Annotated in this window: 19 protein-coding genes and 2 tRNA genes; 14 read left to right on the top strand and 7 right to left on the bottom strand. The window is 43.8% G+C overall.

The annotated features are described in order from the left end of the window. Positions 1–234 precede the first annotated feature (234 nt). Positions 235–1,896 (top strand): energy-dependent translational throttle protein EttA, encoded by a 1,662-nt coding sequence (gene ettA / locus C8322_RS10905; RefSeq protein WP_004810042.1) that lies wholly within the window; start codon positions 235–237, stop codon positions 1,894–1,896. 57 nt (positions 1,897–1,953) lie between these two features. Here the strand turns inward: ettA and C8322_RS10900 are convergent, their stop codons facing one another. The 6 genes from C8322_RS10900 to C8322_RS10875 all read right to left on the bottom strand — a co-directional run bounded on the left by C8322_RS10900 (position 1,954) and on the right by C8322_RS10875 (position 5,242). After that, on the bottom strand, positions 1,954–2,340 hold the full coding sequence (locus C8322_RS10900; protein ID WP_004810040.1) for an SEL1-like repeat protein: 387 nt from the start codon (positions 2,338–2,340) through the stop codon (positions 1,954–1,956). Between the two features lie 175 nt (positions 2,341–2,515). After that, entirely contained in the window at positions 2,516–2,857 is a 342-nt protein-coding gene (locus C8322_RS10895) for a hypothetical protein (RefSeq protein ID WP_111810621.1), read from the bottom strand. 168 nt (positions 2,858–3,025) lie between these two features. Next, positions 3,026–3,101 (bottom strand) — tRNA-Glu (locus tag C8322_RS10890). Between the two features lie 34 nt (positions 3,102–3,135). Then, positions 3,136–3,211, bottom strand: a tRNA-Ala gene (locus C8322_RS10885). A 57-nt stretch (positions 3,212–3,268) separates the two neighbouring features. Beyond that, positions 3,269–4,777: a glutamate--tRNA ligase gene (gene gltX / locus C8322_RS10880; RefSeq protein ID WP_111810620.1), complete on the bottom strand. Its 1,509-nt coding sequence runs from the start codon at positions 4,775–4,777 to the stop codon at positions 3,269–3,271. Positions 4,778–4,912: 135 nt separating this feature from the next. Continuing rightward, positions 4,913–5,242: a hypothetical protein gene (locus C8322_RS10875; protein WP_004810034.1), complete on the bottom strand. Its 330-nt coding sequence runs from the start codon at positions 5,240–5,242 to the stop codon at positions 4,913–4,915. Positions 5,243–5,630: 388 nt separating this feature from the next. Here C8322_RS10875 and C8322_RS10870 point away from each other — a divergent pair, with 388 nt between their 5' ends. From C8322_RS10870 to C8322_RS10830, 9 genes are all read left to right on the top strand, one after another. Beyond that, positions 5,631–6,632 carry a sulfate ABC transporter substrate-binding protein gene (locus C8322_RS10870; RefSeq protein WP_111810619.1) on the top strand — a complete coding sequence of 334 codons (1,002 nt, stop codon included), beginning with the start codon at positions 5,631–5,633 and terminating at the stop codon, positions 6,630–6,632. A 254-nt stretch (positions 6,633–6,886) separates the two neighbouring features. Beyond that, complete coding sequence (locus C8322_RS10865; protein ID WP_005223477.1) at positions 6,887–7,906, top strand: sulfate ABC transporter substrate-binding protein; 1,020 nt, start codon at positions 6,887–6,889, stop codon at positions 7,904–7,906. Between the two features lie 190 nt (positions 7,907–8,096). Beyond that, a complete protein-coding gene (rsmH, locus tag C8322_RS10860; RefSeq protein ID WP_111810618.1) occupies positions 8,097–9,008 on the top strand; it encodes a 16S rRNA (cytosine(1402)-N(4))-methyltransferase RsmH in 912 nt (303 codons plus the stop codon). Between the two features lie 10 nt (positions 9,009–9,018). Further along, positions 9,019–9,351 (top strand): cell division protein FtsL, encoded by a 333-nt coding sequence (locus tag C8322_RS10855; protein WP_004810026.1) that lies wholly within the window; start codon positions 9,019–9,021, stop codon positions 9,349–9,351. A 15-nt stretch (positions 9,352–9,366) separates the two neighbouring features. Continuing rightward, positions 9,367–11,190: a penicillin-binding protein PBP3 gene (ftsI, locus tag C8322_RS10850; protein WP_004810024.1), complete on the top strand. Its 1,824-nt coding sequence runs from the start codon at positions 9,367–9,369 to the stop codon at positions 11,188–11,190. Between the two features lie 11 nt (positions 11,191–11,201). After that, on the top strand, positions 11,202–12,698 hold the full coding sequence (locus C8322_RS10845; protein ID WP_108675593.1) for a UDP-N-acetylmuramoyl-L-alanyl-D-glutamate--2,6-diaminopimelate ligase: 1,497 nt from the start codon (positions 11,202–11,204) through the stop codon (positions 12,696–12,698). 12 nt (positions 12,699–12,710) lie between these two features. After that, positions 12,711–14,114, top strand: coding sequence for a UDP-N-acetylmuramoyl-tripeptide--D-alanyl-D-alanine ligase (locus C8322_RS10840; RefSeq protein ID WP_111810617.1), 1,404 nt, complete (start codon positions 12,711–12,713; stop codon positions 14,112–14,114). Then, on the top strand, positions 14,115–15,233 hold the full coding sequence (gene mraY / locus C8322_RS10835; RefSeq protein ID WP_111810616.1) for a phospho-N-acetylmuramoyl-pentapeptide-transferase: 1,119 nt from the start codon (positions 14,115–14,117) through the stop codon (positions 15,231–15,233). A gap of 58 nt (positions 15,234–15,291) precedes the next feature. Then, on the top strand, positions 15,292–16,095 hold the full coding sequence (locus C8322_RS10830; protein ID WP_111810615.1) for a putative RNA methyltransferase: 804 nt from the start codon (positions 15,292–15,294) through the stop codon (positions 16,093–16,095). 71 nt (positions 16,096–16,166) lie between these two features. Here the strand turns inward: C8322_RS10830 and ponA are convergent, their stop codons facing one another. Then, entirely contained in the window at positions 16,167–18,695 is a 2,529-nt protein-coding gene (ponA, locus tag C8322_RS10825) for a penicillin-binding protein PBP1a (RefSeq protein ID WP_111810614.1), read from the bottom strand. Between the two features lie 169 nt (positions 18,696–18,864). Here ponA and C8322_RS10820 point away from each other — a divergent pair, with 169 nt between their 5' ends. The 4 genes from C8322_RS10820 to C8322_RS10805 are packed head-to-tail and all read left to right on the top strand — an operon-like array spanning position 18,865 to position 21,804. Next, positions 18,865–19,923, top strand: a complete 1,059-nt coding sequence (locus C8322_RS10820; RefSeq protein WP_004810013.1) for a pilus assembly protein PilM — start codon at positions 18,865–18,867, stop codon at positions 19,921–19,923. Further along, positions 19,923–20,564 (top strand): PilN domain-containing protein, encoded by a 642-nt coding sequence (locus C8322_RS10815; protein ID WP_111810613.1) that lies wholly within the window; start codon positions 19,923–19,925, stop codon positions 20,562–20,564. Before C8322_RS10820 ends, C8322_RS10815 begins: the two co-directional genes overlap by 1 nt. After that, positions 20,558–21,277 (top strand): type 4a pilus biogenesis protein PilO, encoded by a 720-nt coding sequence (locus tag C8322_RS10810; RefSeq protein ID WP_026056744.1) that lies wholly within the window; start codon positions 20,558–20,560, stop codon positions 21,275–21,277. Before C8322_RS10815 ends, C8322_RS10810 begins: the two co-directional genes overlap by 7 nt. Continuing rightward, positions 21,277–21,804, top strand: coding sequence for a pilus assembly protein PilP (locus tag C8322_RS10805; RefSeq protein WP_004810006.1), 528 nt, complete (start codon positions 21,277–21,279; stop codon positions 21,802–21,804). Before C8322_RS10810 ends, C8322_RS10805 begins: the two co-directional genes overlap by 1 nt. Positions 21,805–21,807: the final 3 nt, after the last annotated feature.

The following is a 21,807-nucleotide window of genomic DNA, read 5'->3' as shown; positions in this document are numbered from 1 at the left end:
TCAGATGAATATCTTAATTCACGATATAACCTCAACAAAATAATGCAAGTTCAGGTACTAAAAATTCTGTTTGAAAAATAAACAGGATTAAACTTGTAACAAGGCATTAACTTCACCGGAATGGCTTATGTTTTGTAGACATTCTGCGTATAATAGCCGATTATTTTTTCGCTCATGATTGAGCAGGGGAAATTCATTTTTTCCCCATCTGGTTTTTCAATTGAGGAGTCCTACGTGGCCCAATATATTTATACGATGAACCGAGTATCCAAGATGGTTCCGCCGAAGCGCGAAATCCTCAAAGATATCTCCTTATCATTTTTCCCAGGCGCAAAAATTGGTGTGCTTGGTCTGAACGGTGCGGGTAAATCTACTTTGCTTCGTATTATGGCGGGCGTAGATAAAGATTTCTCTGGTGAAGCTCGTGCGCAACCGGGTATCAAAATCGGTTATCTGGAGCAAGAACCACCTTTGGATGAAACCAAAGACGTTCGTGGTAATGTTGAAGATGGCGTACGTGAAGCACTTGATGCTTTGGCACGTTTGGATGAAGTTTTCGCTGAATATGCAGCAGAAGATGCAGATTTCGATGCACTTGCAAAAGAGCAAGAAAAGCTAGAAGCGATTATTCAGACTTGGGATGCGCATAACCTGAACAACCAACTTGAACAGGCGGCAGCTGCATTAAACCTGCCAGCTTGGGATGCTGATGTAACTAAATTGTCTGGTGGTGAGCGCCGTCGTGTTGCACTTTGCCGTCTGCTTCTGTCTAAACCAGACATGTTACTTCTAGACGAACCGACGAACCATTTGGATGCATCATCTGTATCCTGGTTAGAGCGTTTCTTGAAAGACTTCCCAGGTACCATCGTTGCGATTACGCATGACCGTTACTTCTTGGATAACGTAGCAGAGTGGATTCTTGAACTTGACCGTGGCATGGGCATTCCATACCAAGGCAACTACTCTTCTTGGTTAGAGCAGAAAAATGCCCGTTTAGAGCAGGAACAGAAGCAAGAAGAATCTTTTGCTAAAGCGCTTAAGAAAGAACTTGAATGGGTTCGTTCTAATGCCAAAGGTCAGCAAAAGAAAAACAAAGCACGTATGGAACGCTTTGAAGAGCTTAACTCGCGCGAATTCCAGCAACGTAACGAAACGTCTGAAATCTACATTCCACCTGGTCCACGTCTAGGTAACAAGGTTGTAGAAGTTGAAGGTATCAGCAAATCGTTTGGTGATCGTACGCTCTATAAAGATTTATCGTTTGTTGTACCGCCTGCTGCGATTGTGGGTATCGTCGGTGAAAACGGTGCGGGTAAAACTACACTCTTCCGTATGATGACAGGCGAATTACAACCTGATACGGGTACAGTAACTTTAGGTGATTCAGTTAAAGTTGCTTATGTAGGTCAGATTCGTGATACCTTAGATAACAACAAAACTGTTTGGGAAGAAGTTTCTGGCGGTTTAGATATCTTGCGTATTGGTGAATACGAAATTGCATCACGTGCGTACATCGGCCGTTTTAACTTTAAGGGCCAAGATCAGCAAAAACGTGTCGGTCAGTTGTCCGGTGGTGAGCGTAACCGTTTACAGCTTGCAAAAATCCTGCAAATGGGCGCTAACGTAATCTTACTCGATGAACCGTCAAACGACTTGGACATCGAAACTTTACGTGCACTCGAAGATGCGATTCTTGTCTTCCCGGGTACAGTGATGGTGATCTCGCATGACCGTTGGTTCCTTGACCGTATTGCAACGCACATCCTGTCATTCGAAGGTGAAACACCTGAATTCTTCACCGGTAACTATGCAGAATTCGAAGAATACCGTCGTAAACGCGATGGTGATGACCTTGTTGCGAAACGTCAGAAATACCGCAAAATTGGTGCTTAACTAAAGCGCAAAAAACCAGCCCTAGGGCTGGTTTTTTATCCTCTATTCTTAAGTTCTTCAGCTTTCTATTTCTGATAAAAGTTGTGCAGCCTTACTATGATTTTGCTGTCTGGCTTTATCTAACCATAATCTGGCCTGTTCATCATTTTGATCTAAACCTAGTTTCCCATGCAAATAATACACGCCAAGTCGATATTGTGCTTCCATATGTCCTCTTAACCCGGCACTCAGGTAGTTCCAGACAGCATTGCGTTGATAGATGTGTTTTGGGGTTAGGCGTTGGCTAATCTCTGGTATAGCCTGTAGTTGTTGCAGGGTCATGCACAGTGACTCATATTGCAAAGCCTGCAAATAATAAGTATCTGCTTCACTGGGCTGCTCCTCAATGAATGGAATAGGTGGATCATTACAAGAAAATAGAAAATTTATAATTTTTTTAAGCATTTTTATTCTTCCTTTATGTTGCATCCCTGCAATAAATTGGAATCCTTTTTTATAAGAATAAATTACACCAGTTTGTCTGATGATGTTTTTAAATTTTTAGATAATCCGATAAAACTAATCTAATGAAAGGCATAAAAAAGACTGCCGAAGCAGCCTTAAATACGAAAGAGAAAAATCAGATTTCCCATTCATGATTACATTCACGGCATTTCCATTTTTTCTGGCTTTGCATGAATGCCTGCATAGAGATTTTAAAGTCAGGCAAGTCTTTATAGAACAGAAAGCCTGCAATCAGACAGATCACGAATACAATTACTGTCGCAGTCTGTAGGGTAGTGCCTGCGCCGTCACCAAAAATCCACATACCAATACTGATGATCACCAGCAGAAGTAAGACAAATAGGGCAGGTACAAGAAGTACCAAGCTTTTTGGCACGACTGGACGTGCTGCTGGCTGACCTGGTTGTGCAAGCGGCATAATTTTAGGACTTTGACATTTCGGACAACGGTATTGCATTGCAACTCCAGAATTTTTCAATTTTGTCTATTTTAATCTTAATCATACAGAAAGCCAAAAGTGGCTCAAAGTTATCATAATAAATTTCAGACAATAAAAAACCCAAGTCGCAATGCTTGGGTTTTTATTAAGATCACCCTAATGAATGTATTATGGTGATCTTGAATATGGCGTCCCTACGGGGATTCGAACCCCGGTTACCGCCGTGAAAGGGCGATGTCCTAGGCCTCTAGACGATAGGGACAAATGAGGCAAATACACAAGTAAAGCAAGACTTTTGGTGGAGTCAAGGAGGATCGAACTCCTGACCTCTACAATGCCATTGTAGCGCTCTACCAACTGAGCTATGACCCCAGTCTGTGTGAGCGCTATATTATGGATATAACGTTCACACGTCAACTAAAAATTTAATTAAGCTTCATCAACTGCATCATTTTTCGGCAATTTTAAGCTTTCATTAAGTTTTTCCCAGACTTTCAGCTCTTTTTTGCTTGGACCACCGACAATTTCCAGGGCATGACGCAGACGGGCAAAGGTCAGGTCCGGTCCAATCGTCACCATGGTTTGCATCACGGGTGTAGATGCAGTTGAACCGGCAATGGCAATAAAGAAAGCTGGCATAAAGTCACGCAACTTGATGCCCATCTGGTTCGCAAGATCCATCAGAGTTTGGCTGACCGTATCATTATTCCAGGTAAACAGGCTTTCCAGACGCCAGATAGCAAACTGCAAACTTTGACGTACCTGTTCTTCAGTCAGTTTTTTGCTTTCAAACTGTTCTTTACTTAGTGTCGGGAAATGGTTGAAATAATGCGCTGACCAGTTCACCGCTTCAGACAGCAGGTTAATACGTGGCTGAATCGCAGCCGCAATTTCTTCTAATTTGGCACGATCTGCTTTCCAGGCCAGTAAAGTATCCAGCAGTTCGGCAGGAGAAAGTGCCTTAATCCACTGACCATTTAACCAGTTTAGCTTTTCTACATCAAAAATCGGACCACCCAGAGACACACGATTGATATCAAAATGCTTAATCATTTCAGCCAAAGTGAATTTTTCGCTTTCATCTGGCATTGACCAGCCCATACGACCCAAGTAGTTCAGCAGGGCTTCTGGCAATACACCGATGTCTTTATAGTAGTTAATAGACGTCGGGTTTTTACGTTTAGACAGTTTTGATTTGTCCGGGTTACGCAGTAGTGGCATGTGGCACAGCACTGGCATATCCCAACCAAAGTATTTGTAAAGCAATTGGTGTTTCGGTGCAGAAGGAATCCATTCTTCACCGCGAATCACATGGGTGATTTGCATCAGATGATCATCGACCACGTTTGCCAAATGATAAGTTGGCAGACCGTCTGTTTTTAACAGAATTTGCATGTCGACTTGCGCCCATGGAATTTCTACTTCACCACGCAACATATCATTGAAGGTACATACACCTTCAGTTGGCACTTTCATACGAATCACATGCGGTTCGCCAGCTGCCAGACGACGTGCGACTTCTTCTTTAGAGAGTTTCAAACCACGGCCATCGTAACGTGGTGATTTACCACGTGCCTGCTGTTCAGCACGCATTTCATCTAACTCTTGCGCAGTCGCAAAACAGTAGAAGGCATGACCTTTATCTACCAGCTCTTCAGCATATTTTTTATAGATGCTCATACGTTCTGACTGACGGTATGGCGCATGTGGACCACCAATATCCGGACCTTCAGACCAGTTCAGGCCTAACCAGCGCAAAGAATCCAGAATCATTTTCTCTGATTCAGGGGTAGAGCGCAGCTGATCAGTATCTTCAATACGAAGAATAAATTCACCACCATGCTGCTTGGCAAAGCACAGGTTAAACAAGGCAATATAGGCAGTTCCTACATGAGGAAAACCTGTAGGAGAAGGGGCAATACGAGTACGAACAGTCATAGTCGGATGGAATCTAAATATAAATTTCTGGCTATTATAACGAAAAAGCCACATCACTTAATGCTTAATTCAACATTGAATGATATGGCTTTAGATCAGAAGCAGTTTTAAATGTTGCGAGCTGTCAGCTGATCATTAGGAATTGCTGCTAAAGAAGAAATTTTGCAGAAAACGAGTAAAACTCTGGTTTTGATCGGCAAAAAAGTTTTGTGATGGACGTACTTTAATTGCAGTCAAAACTTTCAGGTTTTCTTCAGGATGCAGAGATTTTTCAGTTTTTTGCTGCTGAATTGCCTTTACAATAGGAGATGACTTAGTCACTGTTACTGCTGGTTTAGAGGCAGCAGCTGTTAGTGCAGCCGGATTATTAACTAGCTCAGGGTGCGCAACAACAGCGTTGCTGAATTGTGCGGTAAATAAAATGGATAGGCTCAGGATGCCGGTCTTGAACGTTGCAAATTTCATGTCCAAACTCCCTCTCTTGTTGTGGTGCTGGATTTATAGTCTTAGGGTTTTTGTTGTGTTGAATACAATTCAATCACATTTAACCTCTAAAAAGTAGAACCAAGTCACAAAATTTACAAAAAAAATAAATATGACAATGGAAAATTGAGAAAAATCAGAGATCACCTCATAACGGCGCTATTTTTAGCACAGGACTATGAAGAGACTATGAAGATCATATCCTAAAGTAATCAATTGATAGGCGATAAGTATAAAAAATGCAGAGAATTGTCATTTATAAGATATCTAAAAATAAGAAAATCTTTAAAATTATTATTATAAGCATATGATTGTTAAATATATTTCAAGTTTATATAGTGTTTTTTAGATAAACAAAAGAGCTATTGTAATGAAAAAAATAATTGTATCTGCATTTTTCGCAGTGCTTTCGGGGACAAGTACACAGCTGGCAATAGCCAAAGATTTCCTGAATGTTTCCTACGATCCAACCCGTGAGTTCTATCAGGACTATAATGAAGAATTCGGCAAATTCTGGAAACAAAAAACCGGACAAACGGTTAACTTTAAGCAGTCACATGGGGGTTCAGGTAAACAGGCCCGGTCCGTAGTAGATGGTTTACAAGCCGATGTCGTTACCCTGACACTGGCCAATGACATTGAAGAAATCGTCAATGCTGGTCTGATTCATAAAGGCTGGCAAAAAGAGTTTCCGAATAACTCAGCACCTTATACTTCGACTATTGTCTTCTTGGTGCGTAAGGGTAATCCAAAACAGATTAGAGACTGGAATGACCTAACCAAGCCAGGGGTCGAAATTATTACCCCAAATCCGAAAACCGGTGGCGCACCACGCTGGATTTATCTGTCTGCCTGGGGCTATGCGCTGAAACAGCCGGGTGGTAATGATGTTCAGGCCAAAGAACTGGTGAAAAAATTATATAGCAATGTCAAAGTGCTAGATTCAGGTGCGCGTGGATCTTTAACCACTTTTGCTGAGCGTGGCATCGGTGACGTGTTGTTGTCTTGGGAAAATGAAGCCTTGCTGGCGACTCAAGGTTTAGGTAAAGACAAATACGAAATTGTTTATCCGTCTATCTCGATCTTGGCTGAACCATCGGTGGCGATTGTCGACAAAAGTGTCGCGAAAAATGGCAATGCGAATCTGGCTAAAGGTTATTTGAACTACTTGTATTCACCGACGGGACAGGAACTGGCAGCGAAATATTATTTCCGTCCGCGTGACCAAAAAGCGGCTGCAAAGTATGCAAAACAATTTCCAAAAATTCAAACCTTTACAATTAATAAAGTGTTTGGTGGTTGGGCTAAGGCACAGAGAACTCATTTCGTAAATGGTGCAATCTATGACCAGATTTCTGCTGAAAACCGCTAATTTGCCATGTTTTTCTAAATACTTGATAAGACGGCAAAACGGATAAATTGCTTATCCGTTTTTTTCATATTTAAAGAATAAAATGCTATAAAACCTGCATAGCTCTATATTGTTAAAATTTTTATTATATAAAACATGATATTAAAACAAAAAATAACAGAATATTACCCTGTATACACTTTGTTTGCTGAATTGCGAAAAATAACTTTATTTCATATAGTTATATGAATACAAGATAATCCTCCCGTGCTCTCATGAAAACTCAGTTAAAATCAATATTTAGCGCTGCCTTATTGGCAACAGGTTTGACCTTTACCGCAACGGCTACGCAAGCAGCTGACCGTGATTTTTTAAATGTTTCCTATGATGCAACCCGCGAGTTCTATGACGAATTCAATAAATCTTTTGGTGCTTACTGGAAAAGCCGTACTGGTATTAATGTGAACTTTAAACAGTCGCATGGTGGTTCTGGTAAACAGGCACGTTCGGTTGTTGATGGTCTGAAAGGCGATGTTGTGACGCTGGCTTTAGCCAATGACATCGAAGAAATTGTAAAATCCGGTCAGATCAAAGCGGGTTGGCAAAAGGAATTCCCATATAACTCTGCACCGTATACCTCGACTATTGTATTTATGGTGCGTAAGGGTAACCCTAAAGGAATTAAAGACTGGAAAGATCTGACTAAACCGGGCGTGGAAATTATTACACCAAACCCGAAAACTGGTGGTCTGCCACGTTGGGTGTATTTGTCAGCTTGGGGTTATGCAGAAAAACAACCGGGTGGCAGCAAGGCCAAAGCTCAAGAGTTTGTGGGCAAGCTTTATAAAAACGTAAAAGTCATGGACTCAGCTGCACGTGCATCGATGACTACCTTTGCAGAGCGTAATATTGGTGATGTATTGCTGACCTGGGAAAATGAAGCTTTAGTGACGCAAAAGACATTGGGTAAAGACAAGTTTGACATTATCTACCCATCTCTGACGATTCTGACTGAACCTTCTGTGGCAATTGTGGATCGTACTGTTGAGAAAAATGGCAATAAATGGTTGGCAACAGGCTATATCAATTATTTATATTCTCCACTCGGTCAGGAAATGGCAGCGAAACATTATTACCGTCCACGTAATCAGGAAGTTCTAGCGAAATACTCGAAGCAGTTCCCGAAAATTAAAACTTTTACTATTGATGAAGTATTCGGTGGCTGGGCCAATGCACAGAAAACTCATTTCGTGAATGGGGCGCTCTTTGATCAGATTTATAACTCAAAACGTTAATCTGTTGATTTAAAATTTAATTTTATAAATAAAGAAGCTTCCTCCAAGGAAGCTTTTTTATCGTTTGAGTAAAAATAAAAACGGTTTTCTCTATGGAAAATAATATTTATCTACAAAAAGTCGTTTGGAGCTTTAGCTAAACAGAGTGATAATGTGCAGTTAAATTTTTCGCCCTATTGATTGAGTTTTTATGTCCCATATTTCTGTATTGCTTCACGAAACCGTTGATGCCCTGGTGGCTGATCGAAATACGGGAATTTATGTGGATGGAACTTTCGGCCGTGGTGGCCATACGCGTCTTTTATTGTCTAAATTAGATGAAAATGCCCGTGTTTATGCCTTTGATAAAGACCCTCAGGCACTTGAAACAGCTGCGGTCCTGGAACAGGAAGATCCCCGGTTTAAAATTATTCATGCCAGCTTTGCTGACCTTAAAGAAGCACTTGCTGAGCATGGTATAGAAAGCGTGGATGGGGTGATGGCGGATTTAGGCGTGTCATCTCCACAGCTGGATCAGGCTGAACGTGGCTTTAGCTTTATGAAAGATGGTCCGCTGGATATGCGTATGGACAATTCACAAGGCCCGACCGCAGCTGAGTGGTTGGTGAATATTGAAGAAGAAGCTTTGGCCAATATCATTTTCCAGTATGGCGAAGAGCGATATAGCCGGCGGATTGCCAAAGCAATCAAGGCTGCCGGATATATTGATACGACAGCCAAGCTGGCAGAAATTGTCAAAGTGGCACACCCGAAATGGGAAAAAAATAAACATGCGGCAACCCGAACTTTCCAGGCGATTCGTATTGCTATTAATAAAGAATTAGAAGATATTGAAGTTTTCCTGCCACAAGCCGTTGAAGTACTTAAACCTCATGGTCGTTTGGCGGTTATTAGCTTCCATTCATTGGAAGACCGTTTAATTAAACAATTTATTCAAAAAGAATCTACCTTAGAGGAAGACTCGGGCTGGGGGATGCCGCAACAACGCAAGGATACACGTCGACTGAGAAAAGTATCCCGTATCAAGGCAAGTGATGAGGAAGTGAAAGCCAATCCTCGTTCACGTAGTGCATGGCTCCGAGTTGCAGAACGTTTAGCTTAATAGGCAAATAATGAAAACTGAAGTGGTCGAAAGGAAGTTGAATCAGTCAGGGATGAAGAAAGCCATTACTTACGGCATTCTGTTGATGATGGTTTTCATCAGTGCTGTATTTGTGGTGTTTCAAGTCTTTGAATATCGTCAGGATTATCGAAAACTGAGCAGCTATCTGCGTGAGCGTGATGATCTCAATGCAGAGTGGGGACGTTTGCTGATCGAGCAGCAGACCTTTGGTGCAACCGCCCAGATTGGAACACGTGCCGTGACCCAGCTCAGAATGTATTCTCCTCCTGTTTCACAGACCGTGGTGATTTCATTGCCACAAACTTCAGATGTAAAAAAATAAGGCTAGCGCTCAGACATGGTAGACAAGAAAACCAAGCAAGTGGCACGTAAAAAACAGTCCGTGACGACAAAAAATGCTTTAAGCGTTGATATTAGCCGTTTTTATATTATGTGGGCCGTGGTACTGCTGTGCTTTCTAGCTTTGATCGGGCGCGCTTTCTATGTACAGGTGATTAATAAAGAATTCCTGCAGAACAAGGCCAATGCCAAGATTTTAAGAACCGACAAAATTAAAGCCATGCGTGGTGTGATTTATGACCGTAATGGCGTGCCCCTGGCGATCAGTACTCCAATTATGCGGGTAGTGATTGATCCACGTGATTATTTTGATAATAAAAAACTCTATGATGAAACGATTCAGGCTTTGGAAAAGGATCCGAATAACCGCAAGCTGAAACGTCAGTTACCGGATAAAAACCTGAACCTGGATGAACTGGCTGATGCGGTGGGTATGGATCGTGCCGACCTGCGCCAGAAGATGGAAGCGCGTCCGCGTTCCCGTTATCTGATTCTGAAAAAAGAAGTTCCGCCTCAACAGGCTGAGCTGATTATGCAGCGTAATTTCCAGGGTGTATACACCGAGAAAAACTATAAGCGTTACTATCCGCAGCCACAACCGAACTCACAGATTATTGGCTTGACCAATAGTGAGAGCGTGGGGATTGAAGGCCTGGAAATGCAGCTGAATACCCGTCTGTCAGGTGTAGACGGCGAGCAGCAGATAGTACGTGATAAGAAGGGCAACCGCGTTAAAGACCCTGAAATTATTAAAGAAGTTGAAGCAGGGGAAAATATCACGCTTAGCATCGATTCACGCTTGCAGTACATTATGTATCGTGAACTGACTGCAGCAGGTGTTGCAAATAATGCCCGTTCTGCAACCGCAATCGCGGTGGATGTGAAGACGGGTGAAATTCTGGCGATGACTTCATGGCCAGCTTATAACCCGAATGATAAAAACGGATTATTGAACAAAGATGCGATGCGTAACCGCGGTGCGGTCGACTCTTTCGAGCCGGGTTCAACCATGAAGCCGCTGACTGTAGCGATGGCGCTGGAAAGTGGTAAATACACAGCCAATTCAGTGGTGAATACGACCCCGGGAAGTATGCGGGTCGGGAATCACACAATCCGGGATACCCACAATTATGGGCAATTAACCTTGGGTGGTATTATCCAGAAATCCTCTAACGTTGGTGTCGCCAAACTGGCGTTATCACTGCCTTATGAAACCTTGCCGACTTTCTATAAACGCCTTGGTTTTGGTCAGCGTTCTGCCGTGAAATTCCCGGGTGAAAGTGCCGGTCTGATTCTGCCACCTAGTAAATGGAACGTGTCTGAAGTGGCGACTATGTCTTATGGTTATGGTCTGAATGCGACGGTGCTACAACTGGCTGATGCCTATGCCATGCTGGCTAACAAGGGCGTAAAAGTCCCACTAAGCCTGTACAAATTAGAAGAGCAGCCGAAAGGCGAGCAGATGATTGATCCGAAAATTGCAGACCAGGTTCTGCTGATGATGGAAACTGCAACCTTGCCAGGGGGTACCGCTACTCGTGCGACAGTGCCAGGTTATCGGGTTGCAGGTAAAACAGGGACTGCGCATAAATTGCGTGCTGACCGTAAAGGTTATTCGACCAATGAATACCGTGCTTTATTTGCCGGCGTGGCACCAGTCAGTGACCCACGGATCGCTATGGTGGTGGTGGTAGAAAACCCGCAAGGCACCTACTATGGTGGTACGGTATCTGCGCCGGTCTTTGCGCGTGTAATGCAAGAGTCTTTACGCTTGCTGAATGTCCCATTGGACAAACCTTTAGAATCTCCCCAAGTCCAGTAAACAGGTGATCAATGTCGATAACATTTCAAGATCTCTACGCCGTTCAAGATAGTGCTGAATGGATGCGACAATCCTTTCAGGGCTTTGAGCTGGACAGCCGAAAAGTAAAATTAGGGCAAATTTTTATTGCCCTGACCAGTCTGTCTCAACCTGAGAAAACTGTGGAATATGCGAAAAAAGCGCTATCTCTAGGAGCACTGGCAGTCATTTCTGAACAGGATCTCGGAATCTCTCCTGCATTAGTCGTGACAAATGTACGGCATCTAATGGGGGGGTGGCAGAAACGTTATCTGCAAGCGACCCAGCCAGTACAGGCTGCAAGTATTCTGGCCGTGACTGGAACCAATGGAAAAACCACCATTTCTCGCTTGGTCGCAGAACTCTTGATGCTGCAAGGCAAACCTTGTGCGGTGATGGGCACCACGGGCAATGGAATTTTGCCAAATCTGGAAGCCTCTTCGCATACCACACTGGATGCGCTGCAATTGCAAAATGCCCTACATGGTTATGCGCAAGCGGGCGCAGAATTTGCTTCGATTGAAGCCAGTTCGCATGGTCTTGAACAAGGCCGCTTAAATGGCTGTGATATTGAAATTGCAGCTTATAGCAACCTGAGCCGTGACCATCTGGATTATCACGGTACGCTGGAAGCTTATGCTGAGGCCAAGTCACGTTTATTCAAATTTGAATCTCTGAAAGTTGCGATCATTAATCTGGATGACGCACATGCTCAGGTGATGATTGAGGCGGCTCAGGCTAATCTAGCGCAGCCGAAAATTTTGACTTATTCATTGTCGCAAGTTGCTGACTATCAGGTACAGGATATTCAATACCGGATTTCTGGTGCAGAATTTAAACTGATCACTGCGCAGGGTACATTCACCGTACACAGTCCACTCTTGGGTCATTTCAATGTTGAAAACCTAGTGGCGAGTCTGGTTGTTGCAGAACAGGCTGGTTTTGATTTAGCAAATTTGATTGAGACTGTGCCTAATCTAAAAGGCGCACCGGGTCGTATGCAGGTACTGCGTGATGGTGAGCGCTTGTTTGTAGTGGATTATGCCCATACGCCAGATGCTTTGACGCAGGTATTGGTGACTTTAAAACGCCATGTCAATAACAAGCTCTGGGCGGTATTTGGCTGTGGTGGTGACCGTGATCGTGGTAAACGTCCATTGATGGCACAAGCGGCTCTTAATGGTTCGGATATTGCGATTTTAACCTCTGACAATCCGCGTACTGAAAACCCGGAACAGATTTTCGCGGATATGAAGCAAGGTATCGATTTCGCTGGTAAAACTTATCAGGAAATTCATGACCGCCGTGAAGCGATCAAGTTTGTAGTGAAACATGCGCAAGCGGGTGATATTGTCGTGATTGCAGGCAAAGGGCATGAAAATTATCAGGAAATCGATGGCGTTCGCCATTGGTTTGATGATGTTGTCGAAGTACAGGCGGCCATTGATGCGCAGCACTGTAACTCTGATTCAGCATATCCAGCGCAGTAATAGGACGAATTTATGCATACTTCAACTACCAGTACTGTGCCTTTGGTACCTTGGACTGCAGTACAATTACAACAGGCGACTCAAGGTTACTGGCTGAATGACAAGCAGCCTGAAGGCGAAATTAAACGTATCCTGATGGATTCTCGTGATGCTGAAGCTGGTGATGCTTTTCTGGCTTTGAAAGGTGAACGCTTTGATGCACACGATTTCGTAGCACAAGTGGCGGCAAACGGTTGCCAAATTGTCATTGTCGATCATCCGGTTGATGCTGAAATCTGCCAATTGGTTGTGGACGATACCCGTCAGGCGCTGGGTCGTCTAGGCGCTTTCCGCCGTCAGCAAAATCCACAACTCAAAGTCATTGCCCTGACTGGCAGTAGCGGTAAGACCACTACCAAGGAAATGCTGGGTAGTATCTTGTCTCGTCTGGCACCAACTTTGGTGACGCGCGGTAACCTGAATAATGATCTCGGTGTGCCTGTGATGTTGCTGGAGCTGCGCCCAGAGCATCAATATGCAGTGATGGAGCTGGGGGCCAGCCATCAGGGTGAAATTGACTATACTGCTGGTCTGGTACAGCCGCACGTCGCCGGTATTATTAATATCGGCACGGCACACCTGGGTGAGTTCGGTGGTCGTGATGGGATTTGCTGTGCCAAGTCAGAAATTTATTCGCATATTTCTGAAACCTCTATTATTCCTGCAGCGGATGATTATGCCGAGCAGATTCGAGCTGCTGTGAAAACCGAAAAGACCTTAAGTTTTGGTCAGGGTGGAGAGGTCTACGCAACTGAGGTGGAATTACATCCGCAGTCTGCAAGCTTTATTTTGAATACACCTCAAGGTAATAAAACAGTAAACCTGCCATTTGCTGGTGAGCATAATGTGCAGAATGCAACTGCTGCTGCTGCCTTATCTTTAGCCCTTGGTATCAGCCTGGATGATATTGTGGCTGGCCTGGAAGAGGCAGTAGGTGCCAAAGGTCGTCTGAACTTCATCAAGCACAAAGAATTTGTGTTTATTGATGATACCTATAATGCCAATCCAAACTCGATGCGTGTTGCCGCTGACGTTTTAGCACAGCAGGAAGGTATCCGTGTCATGGTGATGGGGGATATTGGCGAGTTAGGTGCATCAGCCGCGATTGAGCATTATAAGCTGGGTCGCGATCTGGTTTCGGTAAAAGGCCTGAACTTTGTGGTGGCAGTCGGTGAATTTGCACCTGCCGCACAAGAAGGCGCGCGTAGTACACAATATGGTAAGAAAATGCAGGCTTTCCTGAATCAGGAGCAGGCATTACCGTTTTTAATTGATTTGATTGAAACACATCAACCTCAGCCGATGTCATTCCTGTTTAAAGGGTCGCGTTTTACCCATATGGAAACATTGATGGCTGCATTGATGGAGAAACTCTAAATGCTGTTATGGCTATTTGAACAACTGGCGGGCTATGACAGCACGTTTCAGGTGGTTCGTTATTTAACATTACGTGCTTTGCTCAGTGTCTTGACGGCATTGACCATTGGTTTGGTGCTGGGCCCTGTGATGATTCGCAAGTTACAGGCATTGAAATACGGCCAAGCGGTAAGCTCATTTGCACCGGAAAATCATGCCAAAAAAATGGGTACACCTACCATGGGTGGTGTGCTGATTCTGCTCTCAATTGGTATTTCGACCTTACTCTGGGCAGATTTATCGAATCCATACGTGTGGATTGTACTTGCAGTGATGGTGATTTTTGGTGCCGTCGGCTGGGCGGATGACTGGATCAAGATCCGTTATAAGGATAATGCCGGTTTGCCTGCACGCAAGAAGTTTTTCTGGACCTCTGTAGGTTCAATTGGTGCCGGTATTGCGCTTTATGTGATTGCACAGCAACAACCGAATCCGATCGTGACAGCCAACATGCTGGATGTGCTGATTCCATTCTTTAAGGATCACACGATTCCACTCTCAATTATTCCACTCGGTATTGGTTTTATTATCTTTACTTATTTCGTGATTAATGGCGCATCGAATGCCGTTAACCTGACGGACGGTCTGGATGGTCTGGCGATTATGCCGATCGTACTGGTGGCTGCTGGTCTAGGTGTTTTTGCTTATCTTGCCGGTGATGTACGTTTTGCGAACTACCTGCATATTCCATATGTAAAATATTCATCTGAGCTGGTGGTGATCTGTGCCGCGATGATTGGTGCTGGTCTAGCATTCCTGTGGTACAACGCCCATCCTGCGCAAGTGTTTATGGGTGATGTTGGTGCCTTGTCGCTGGGTGCGATGCTGGGGACGATTGCGGTGATGGTACGTCAGGAAATCGTATTTGCGATTATGGCCGGTGTGTTTCTGATAGAGGCGATTTCGGTTTTCCTGCAAATTGGTTCATTAAGAATGCGCAATAAACGCGTATTCCTGATGGCACCATTGCATCATCATTATGAAAAGAAAGGCTGGCGTGAAACCCAGGTGGTGATCCGTTTCTGGATTATTACGATTATGCTGGTAGTTTTAGGTCTAATGACCTTAAAATTACGCTAAGAAATGCATTTGAAAAAGTCGGCGCATGCCGGCTTTTTTGTTTTGGAGAAATTATCAAATGAACCTACTCATTTGTCCGGTGTGTCGTGAGCAGTTACGTCTAAATGAAGGGACCTGGCGCTGTGACAATCAGCATAGCTATGATGTAGCAAAGCAAGGCTATGTGAATCTACATGTGGTTCAGCATAAACATAGTAAAAATCCCGGTGATACGCCTGAATCAATACAAGCGCGTCGTGCATTTTTAAGTGCAGGTCACTATGCTCCTTTGCAACAAGCAGTGGTACAAAAGATTCGTGAACTGCGTATTGAAAATCTGCTGGATATTGGCTGTGGGGAAGGGTATTACACTGATGCCATGCAACAGGAAGTACTACAGTGTGTAGGCGTGGATATTGCCAAAAATGCGATTCAGGTAGCAGCGAAGCTGAATAAAGAGATTACTTGGGTAGTAGGTACAGGCGCAACTTTGCCTGTATTAGATGAGTCAATAGATCTATGTACCAGCCTGTTTAGCCCGATTCCGAAACAGGAAATTCTGCGTGTACTCAAGCCGAAATCTTATTTAATGGTTGTGACTCCTGCACCACAGCATTTGTATGCCATGCGAGAAGCACTATTTGAAGAAGTGAAACCACACGAGCCACAAAAGTTTGTCGAGCAGTTGCAAGATGCATTTGATTTAGTGAGTGAACAGATTGTTGAAGCGCCTATGAATTTGCCACAAGCAGACTTAAAAAACCTGATTGCGATGACGCCATATGCTTATAAGGCTAAGCCGGAACGCCGTCTGGCACTTGAACAGCAAGAACAATTTGAATTAATGGCACAATACCAGATTTATCTTTTTCAAAAGAAATAATACTGATTATTATCTAAACAATATAAAGCCCTCAATTGAGGGCTTTATATTTGACTGCTTAATCGGGAAAGTTACTGAACCTGTTCAATCAGAGTATCAAGAGAATCCGTTTTCTTTGGCTGCAATGGTTGTTCCTGCGTTGCTGGTGTTTCACCAGGTACAGTCAATTCTTCACCCGGTAGATCTTCAAAATCATTTTGCTCACGTCTAGGTATAACGACTGGGGCTGGACGATACAGTGGGGTGGCCATTGGCGGAGAAGAGCGGTCTTCCTGTACTTCTTCTAAATCCTGATTGATGACTTTAGTACGATTAACTGGGGCTTTGGCTTTACGATCCAGACGCACCCAGGATTCTGGTGTACCTTTTAGCGCATTGGCCATAAAGTCGGTCCAGATTGGCAGGGCAGCTACACCGCCATACTCACGGCGACCTAAAGTTGTTGGCTGGTCAAAGCCGACCCAGGCTACTGTTACCAGCTTACCATTAAAGCCGGCAAACCAGGCATCCTTGGCATCGTTAGTGGTACCTGTCTTACCCCCTAGGTCACTACGCCCAATGCGTAAAGCTGCACGGCCAGTACCGTGCTGGATTACATCACGTAAAATATTAGCCATTTCGTAAGCAGAGCTGGATTTAAGAATACGCTGTGCCTGACGGTAATTGCTATGTTCAGCCGAAACTTTCGGTGCTACTGCTTTGGTTTCCAGTGAGCGGTTATTCATTTCGATCACTTCATCATCTGGCGTCACCACGTCAGCAGATGCAATCGTTTGTTCTTCCTGATTAATACAGGAAATGCAGGCATATTCAGGTTTTGCTTCAAAAATCGTCTTACCATAAGCATCTTCAATACGGCTGATGAAATGCGGCTGGATACGGTAACCACCATTGGCGAAGGTGGCATAACCGGTTGCCATCTGAATAGGCAGTACTTGCGGCGTACCAAGAGCAATGGTGTAGTTGCGTGGAATCTGTTTGTCTTCTAGGCCAAAATCCATTAATAATTGTCGGGTGCGCTCAATCCCCACCGTTTGTAGCAGGCGCACAGAAACGGTATTACGTGAAAGGTATAAGGCACGACGTAAAGGAATCATGCCCAGATAACGACCATCTGAGTTTCGAGGAGTCCATTTACCAATCGTAATCGGCGCATCATTGACCATAGTATGCGGACTCATGCCGCGTTCTAATGCCAGTGCATAAACAAAAGGCTTGATGGTCGAACCCGGCTGACGCCAGCCTTGAATAGCACGGTTAAAAGTCGATTGATAAAAATTATAGCCACCCACCACTGCTTCAATGGCACCATTATTTGGATTGATGGCAATCAGCTGACCTTGGACTTTAGGAATCTGTACCAGTGCCCAGGAAGTTTTTTGTGCATTAGGACGTAAACGGACAATATCTTTCAGCTTAACAATATCCGCCGCATGCTTGGGTGCAGCGCCAACACTATTGGCGTTTCGGTAGCGGCGCGCCCATGACATTCCTGACCAGGGAACGGTGACGGTGGTTCCATCCTGCATTAAGGCTTCAAAACTATTTGGGTTGATTTTAGTGACTTGAGCAGGGTAGGTATTGGCAAAAGGCTGGAATTTTTTTAAGGGTTGATCATTTGCTTCAGCACCGCGCCAGCCATGACGTCGGTCATAAGCTTCAAGGCCTTCTTGTACCGATTGCTCAGCATACGCCTGACGTTGACTATTAATCGTGGTATAGACTTTATAGCCAGAATCGATGGCCTGTGCACCAAAATTCTGGATCAGTTCAGAACGAACCATCTCTCCGACATAGGGAAACTTATTGCGAGTGCTACGATCCGGCATATCCAGATTGATTGGTTCCGCAATCGCTTGCTGATACTGTGTCTGATTCAGATAACCAAGCTGCAGCATACGTCCCAGAATCCAGTTGCGACGTTCAAGTGTACGTTTAGGATTGGCGACCGGATTGTACTTGGAAGGGGCTTTCGGCAAACCGGCAATCATTGCCATCTGGGCAAGAGAAAGTTCTTCCAGGCTTTTGTTGTAATAGATTTTAGCCGCTGCTGCGATGCCATAAGCATTTTTACCCAAGAAAATCTTATTCACATAGAGGGTTAAAATTTCTTCTTTAGTCAGGTTTTGCTCAATTTTACGTGCCAGGAAAATTTCAGTCAGTTTGCGCTTTAGTGTTCGTTCTGGACTGAGATAATAGTTTTTTGCCACCTGCATAGTGATGGTCGAACCACCGGTCTGTACATCGGAACCCGTGACGCTTTCACTTAATGCCCGGCCCAAGCCTTTAAAACTGATGCCACTATGTTCGAAAAAGCTGGAATCTTCTGCAGCGAGGAAAGCATGAATAAATTCTGGTGGAATCTGATCATATTCTACAGGCACAGAAAGTTTGCCGCCATATTCTGCAATCAACTCTTGATCGGAACTAAATACTTGTAAAGGCTTAAGTAAAGGTGCCTTTTTAAGGATAGACATTTCAGGCAAAGATGGAGCAATATAAAGGTACATGCCATAAAAGCCCATCGGAATTGAGATCATAATTATGATAATGATCAAAAAAAATGGATGAACAAGGCCTGAACTGGATAGCTTTTTCATAACAAGTAAGTTTTAATAAGAGCTAATGGCAAACTAAGTGAGCGGTCAGTATATCCTTTAGATATACATAATGTTAGATGACTTATTGTATCTAGATAAAATTATTAGACCGATTATACCTAGTAGGCTACTTTATTTTTGGGGATAAAAAAATAATAGGAATGATATTGTGCGCAGGTTATATCGTAAGCCAAACAAGGGGTTAATAGGCGTCGACATCAGCTCGACTTCTGTTAAAGTTTTGGAACTCTCTATGAAAAGCGGACGGTACTGGGTAGAAAGCTATGCTTTGGTCCCATTACCAGAAGGTAGTGTTGTTGAGAAAAACATCTTAAATCCAGAAGCCGTCGGTGATGCTTTGGCTCGTGCTATTAACTTGGCCAATACCCAATCTAACCAGGCTGCATTTGCGATTCCTACGTCTATGGCGATCACCAAAACGATCGAAATGGATGCAGATATGACAAGTGATGAACGCGAAGTTCAAATTCGTGAAGATGCCGAACAATACATTCCATTCCCACTCGATGAAGCCAGCATTGACTTTGAAGTCTTGCCTGATCGATTGTCTAATCCAAATCGTGTCAATGTTCTGTTGGTCGCAACCCGTATTGAAAATGTCGAAGCCCGGTCTGAAGTACTGCAAATCGCGGGGATCACACCCAAGATTGCAGATGTAGAAAGCTTTGCATTGGAAAATGCTTTTAGAGTGTTTGCCGATACTTTACCAATGGGCGTAAATACTGTCGGTATTCTGGATATTGGTCATAGCATGACAACTCTATCAGTCATGCGGAACAACAAGATTATTTATACTCGTGAGCAGGTGTTTGGGGGCAAGCAGCTGACTCAGGAAATCCAGAATCGTTATGGTCTGTCTTTTGAAGAAGCGGGACGCGCCAAGAAAACACGTGCATTGCCAGATGACTATGATATTGAAGTCTTGGAGCCATTCTTGGATGCTGTGGTGCAACAGGCAGCTCGTTCATTGCAGTTTTTCTTCTCATCTTCTCAGTTTAATGAAATTGACCATATCCTGTTGGCAGGAGGGAATGCCAATATTCCGGGTCTGGCAAAATTATTACAGCAAAAGCTTGGTTACCGTGTCACGATCGCGAATCCATTTTTACAAATGGGCTTTTCTCCTCAAATTGATATTAAAAAAATTGAAAATGACGCGTCCTCACTCATGGTTGCATGTGGTTTGGCATTGAGGAGTTTTGATTAATGGCAAAAATTAACTTACTTCCTTGGCGTGATGAGCTCAGGATAAAAAGAAATAACGAATTTGTCGCCTATTGCGTCGGGGCATTATTGCTAGGAATGACAGCAGCAGGGGGAAGCTGGTTCTACTATGATCAAAAGTTACAGGATCAAGAACAAGCCAACCAACTCATCATCAGTACCAATCAGAATCTGGATGTACAGCTAAAATCTCTGGAAGGTTTACAGGAACAGCGTAATGCGATTGTGGAACGCATGAAACTGATTCAAGGTTTACAAACCCAGCGTCCAATTGCCGTACATCTTATTGACGAGATTGTACGTGTAACCCCAAGTGATATGTATATCACCAAGTTTGACCGTGTCGGTGATAAGTTCACCATTGAAGGGAAAGCAGCAAGTCCAAATACGGTTGCAGAATTATTGCGTAATCTCGAAGCTTCTACCTGGTACCGTAATGCTTTCATGAATGCATTCCTTGTGGCGGAAGAGAACAAGGACAAGGCGCCAAGCTCTATTATTCCACGTGTTGAAGAATCTTATGGCACATTTACAGTGACAGTGGATCTAGACCAGATTGCTCAACCGGTGCTTTCAGAACAACAGCCGCAAGCGGCTGCAGCAACAGGAGGGGCGACATCATGAGCGAACAATTTGATGAATTAGGTCAGGAAGCTGTTGTTGTACCAAAAAATAAAATGACGGTAGAAAAGTTTTTTCAGCAATTTAATACCCTAGATCCAAATAACTATGGTAGCTGGCCACTGGCTGTAAAGATTACCTGCTGGGTATTTATTGTTTTCCTGGTTTTGATGCTGGCTTATTTCGGTCTGATTCGAGGCAAGATTGAATCAATTACTCAGGCCAATGCACAAGAACAGAATCTGTTAAATGAATTTCGTGAGAAAGATTCCAAACTGCGTAATTTGCAACAATACCAACAGCAACTTCAGGATATGGAAGCAAGCTTTAACCAGCAGCTTGAACAGTTACCAAAGGAAACTGAAATCCCAGGCCTGGTTGAAGATATTAATTTGAGTGGTGTCAATGCCGGACTGAAGTTTAAGAATATCCGTCTTGAACCTGAAGTAAAGCAAGAGTTCTTTATTGAACAGCCAATTTCTATTGAAGCAACGGGTGATTATCATGCCTTCGGTTCATTTGTCAGCGGTATTGCAGGATTGTCTCGTATCGTGACGCTACACGACTTTACGATTACGGGTACTGAAAATAAAGAGAAGAAAACAGATATCCCGGTTGTAGATTATACCTTGAAGGCAAAAACCTATCGTTATGTCGGTAGTGCCAACTCAGCATCGGCAGATACAACAGCTGCGAATAGTCAGGGGGCACAGTAATGAAGATGATCAAGATTGCTTCAGCACTTACTGCCGGATTGATCCTGGCAGGTTGTGAATCACGTATTGATGTGGTCAATCAGGAAATGGCCAATATCCGCAATCAACCCGCATTGCCCATTGAACCAGCACCCGATTTTGCTCCGGTTGAAACTTTTAGTTATGCAGCACATCAGCTGAAAAGTCCTTTCTTGCCAAGTTCATTGGCAGCAGAACTGAAGATTATGGCAGGGAAACGGGTTTATCCAAACCTATCACGTCAATTGCAACCCTTAGAAAGTTATCCACTTGAAACTTTGACCATGAAAGGAAGTCTCAAAAACCAGGCTGGACAGATTATGGCTTTAATTAATACGCCAGATGGGGAAATTGAACGTGTACAGCGTGGCAGTTATATGGGACTTAATCATGGTCGGGTGATCCATATCACACCGACACAAATTGATCTGATCGAGATTATTCCAGATGGACGCGATGGCTATGTGGAACGCCCTCGCAGTATGGTCCTGATTGGGCCTGCGCCATAAGTT

This window comes from Acinetobacter sp. SM1B (genome assembly GCF_003289665.1).
Taxonomy (GTDB): Bacteria; Pseudomonadota; Gammaproteobacteria; order Pseudomonadales; family Moraxellaceae; genus Acinetobacter; species Acinetobacter schindleri.
The sequence above is the reverse complement of the archived record's forward strand: the minus strand, read 5'-3'. Positions and strand labels throughout refer to the sequence as shown.

Excerpts from the sequence above, each read along its gene's own strand:
- C8322_RS10900 (WP_004810040.1), bottom strand. The coding sequence starts at position 2,340 with ATGCTTAAAAAAATTATAAATTTTCTATTTTCTTGTAATGATCCACCT.
- C8322_RS10895 (WP_111810621.1), bottom strand. The coding sequence starts at position 2,857 with ATGCAATACCGTTGTCCGAAATGTCAAAGTCCTAAAATTATGCCGCTT.
- gltX (WP_111810620.1), bottom strand. The coding sequence starts at position 4,777 with ATGACTGTTCGTACTCGTATTGCCCCTTCTCCTACAGGTTTTCCTCAT.
- C8322_RS10875 (WP_004810034.1), bottom strand. The coding sequence starts at position 5,242 with ATGAAATTTGCAACGTTCAAGACCGGCATCCTGAGCCTATCCATTTTA.
- C8322_RS10870 (WP_111810619.1), top strand. The coding sequence starts at position 5,631 with ATGAAAAAAATAATTGTATCTGCATTTTTCGCAGTGCTTTCGGGGACA.
- C8322_RS10865 (WP_005223477.1), top strand. The coding sequence starts at position 6,887 with ATGAAAACTCAGTTAAAATCAATATTTAGCGCTGCCTTATTGGCAACA.
- rsmH (WP_111810618.1), top strand. The coding sequence starts at position 8,097 with ATGTCCCATATTTCTGTATTGCTTCACGAAACCGTTGATGCCCTGGTG.
- C8322_RS10855 (WP_004810026.1), top strand. The coding sequence starts at position 9,019 with ATGAAAACTGAAGTGGTCGAAAGGAAGTTGAATCAGTCAGGGATGAAG.
- ftsI (WP_004810024.1), top strand. The coding sequence starts at position 9,367 with ATGGTAGACAAGAAAACCAAGCAAGTGGCACGTAAAAAACAGTCCGTG.
- C8322_RS10845 (WP_108675593.1), top strand. The coding sequence starts at position 11,202 with ATGTCGATAACATTTCAAGATCTCTACGCCGTTCAAGATAGTGCTGAA.
- C8322_RS10840 (WP_111810617.1), top strand. The coding sequence starts at position 12,711 with ATGCATACTTCAACTACCAGTACTGTGCCTTTGGTACCTTGGACTGCA.
- mraY (WP_111810616.1), top strand. The coding sequence starts at position 14,115 with ATGCTGTTATGGCTATTTGAACAACTGGCGGGCTATGACAGCACGTTT.
- C8322_RS10830 (WP_111810615.1), top strand. The coding sequence starts at position 15,292 with ATGAACCTACTCATTTGTCCGGTGTGTCGTGAGCAGTTACGTCTAAAT.
- ponA (WP_111810614.1), bottom strand. The coding sequence starts at position 18,695 with ATGAAAAAGCTATCCAGTTCAGGCCTTGTTCATCCATTTTTTTTGATC.
- C8322_RS10815 (WP_111810613.1), top strand. The coding sequence starts at position 19,923 with ATGGCAAAAATTAACTTACTTCCTTGGCGTGATGAGCTCAGGATAAAA.
- C8322_RS10805 (WP_004810006.1), top strand. The coding sequence starts at position 21,277 with ATGAAGATGATCAAGATTGCTTCAGCACTTACTGCCGGATTGATCCTG.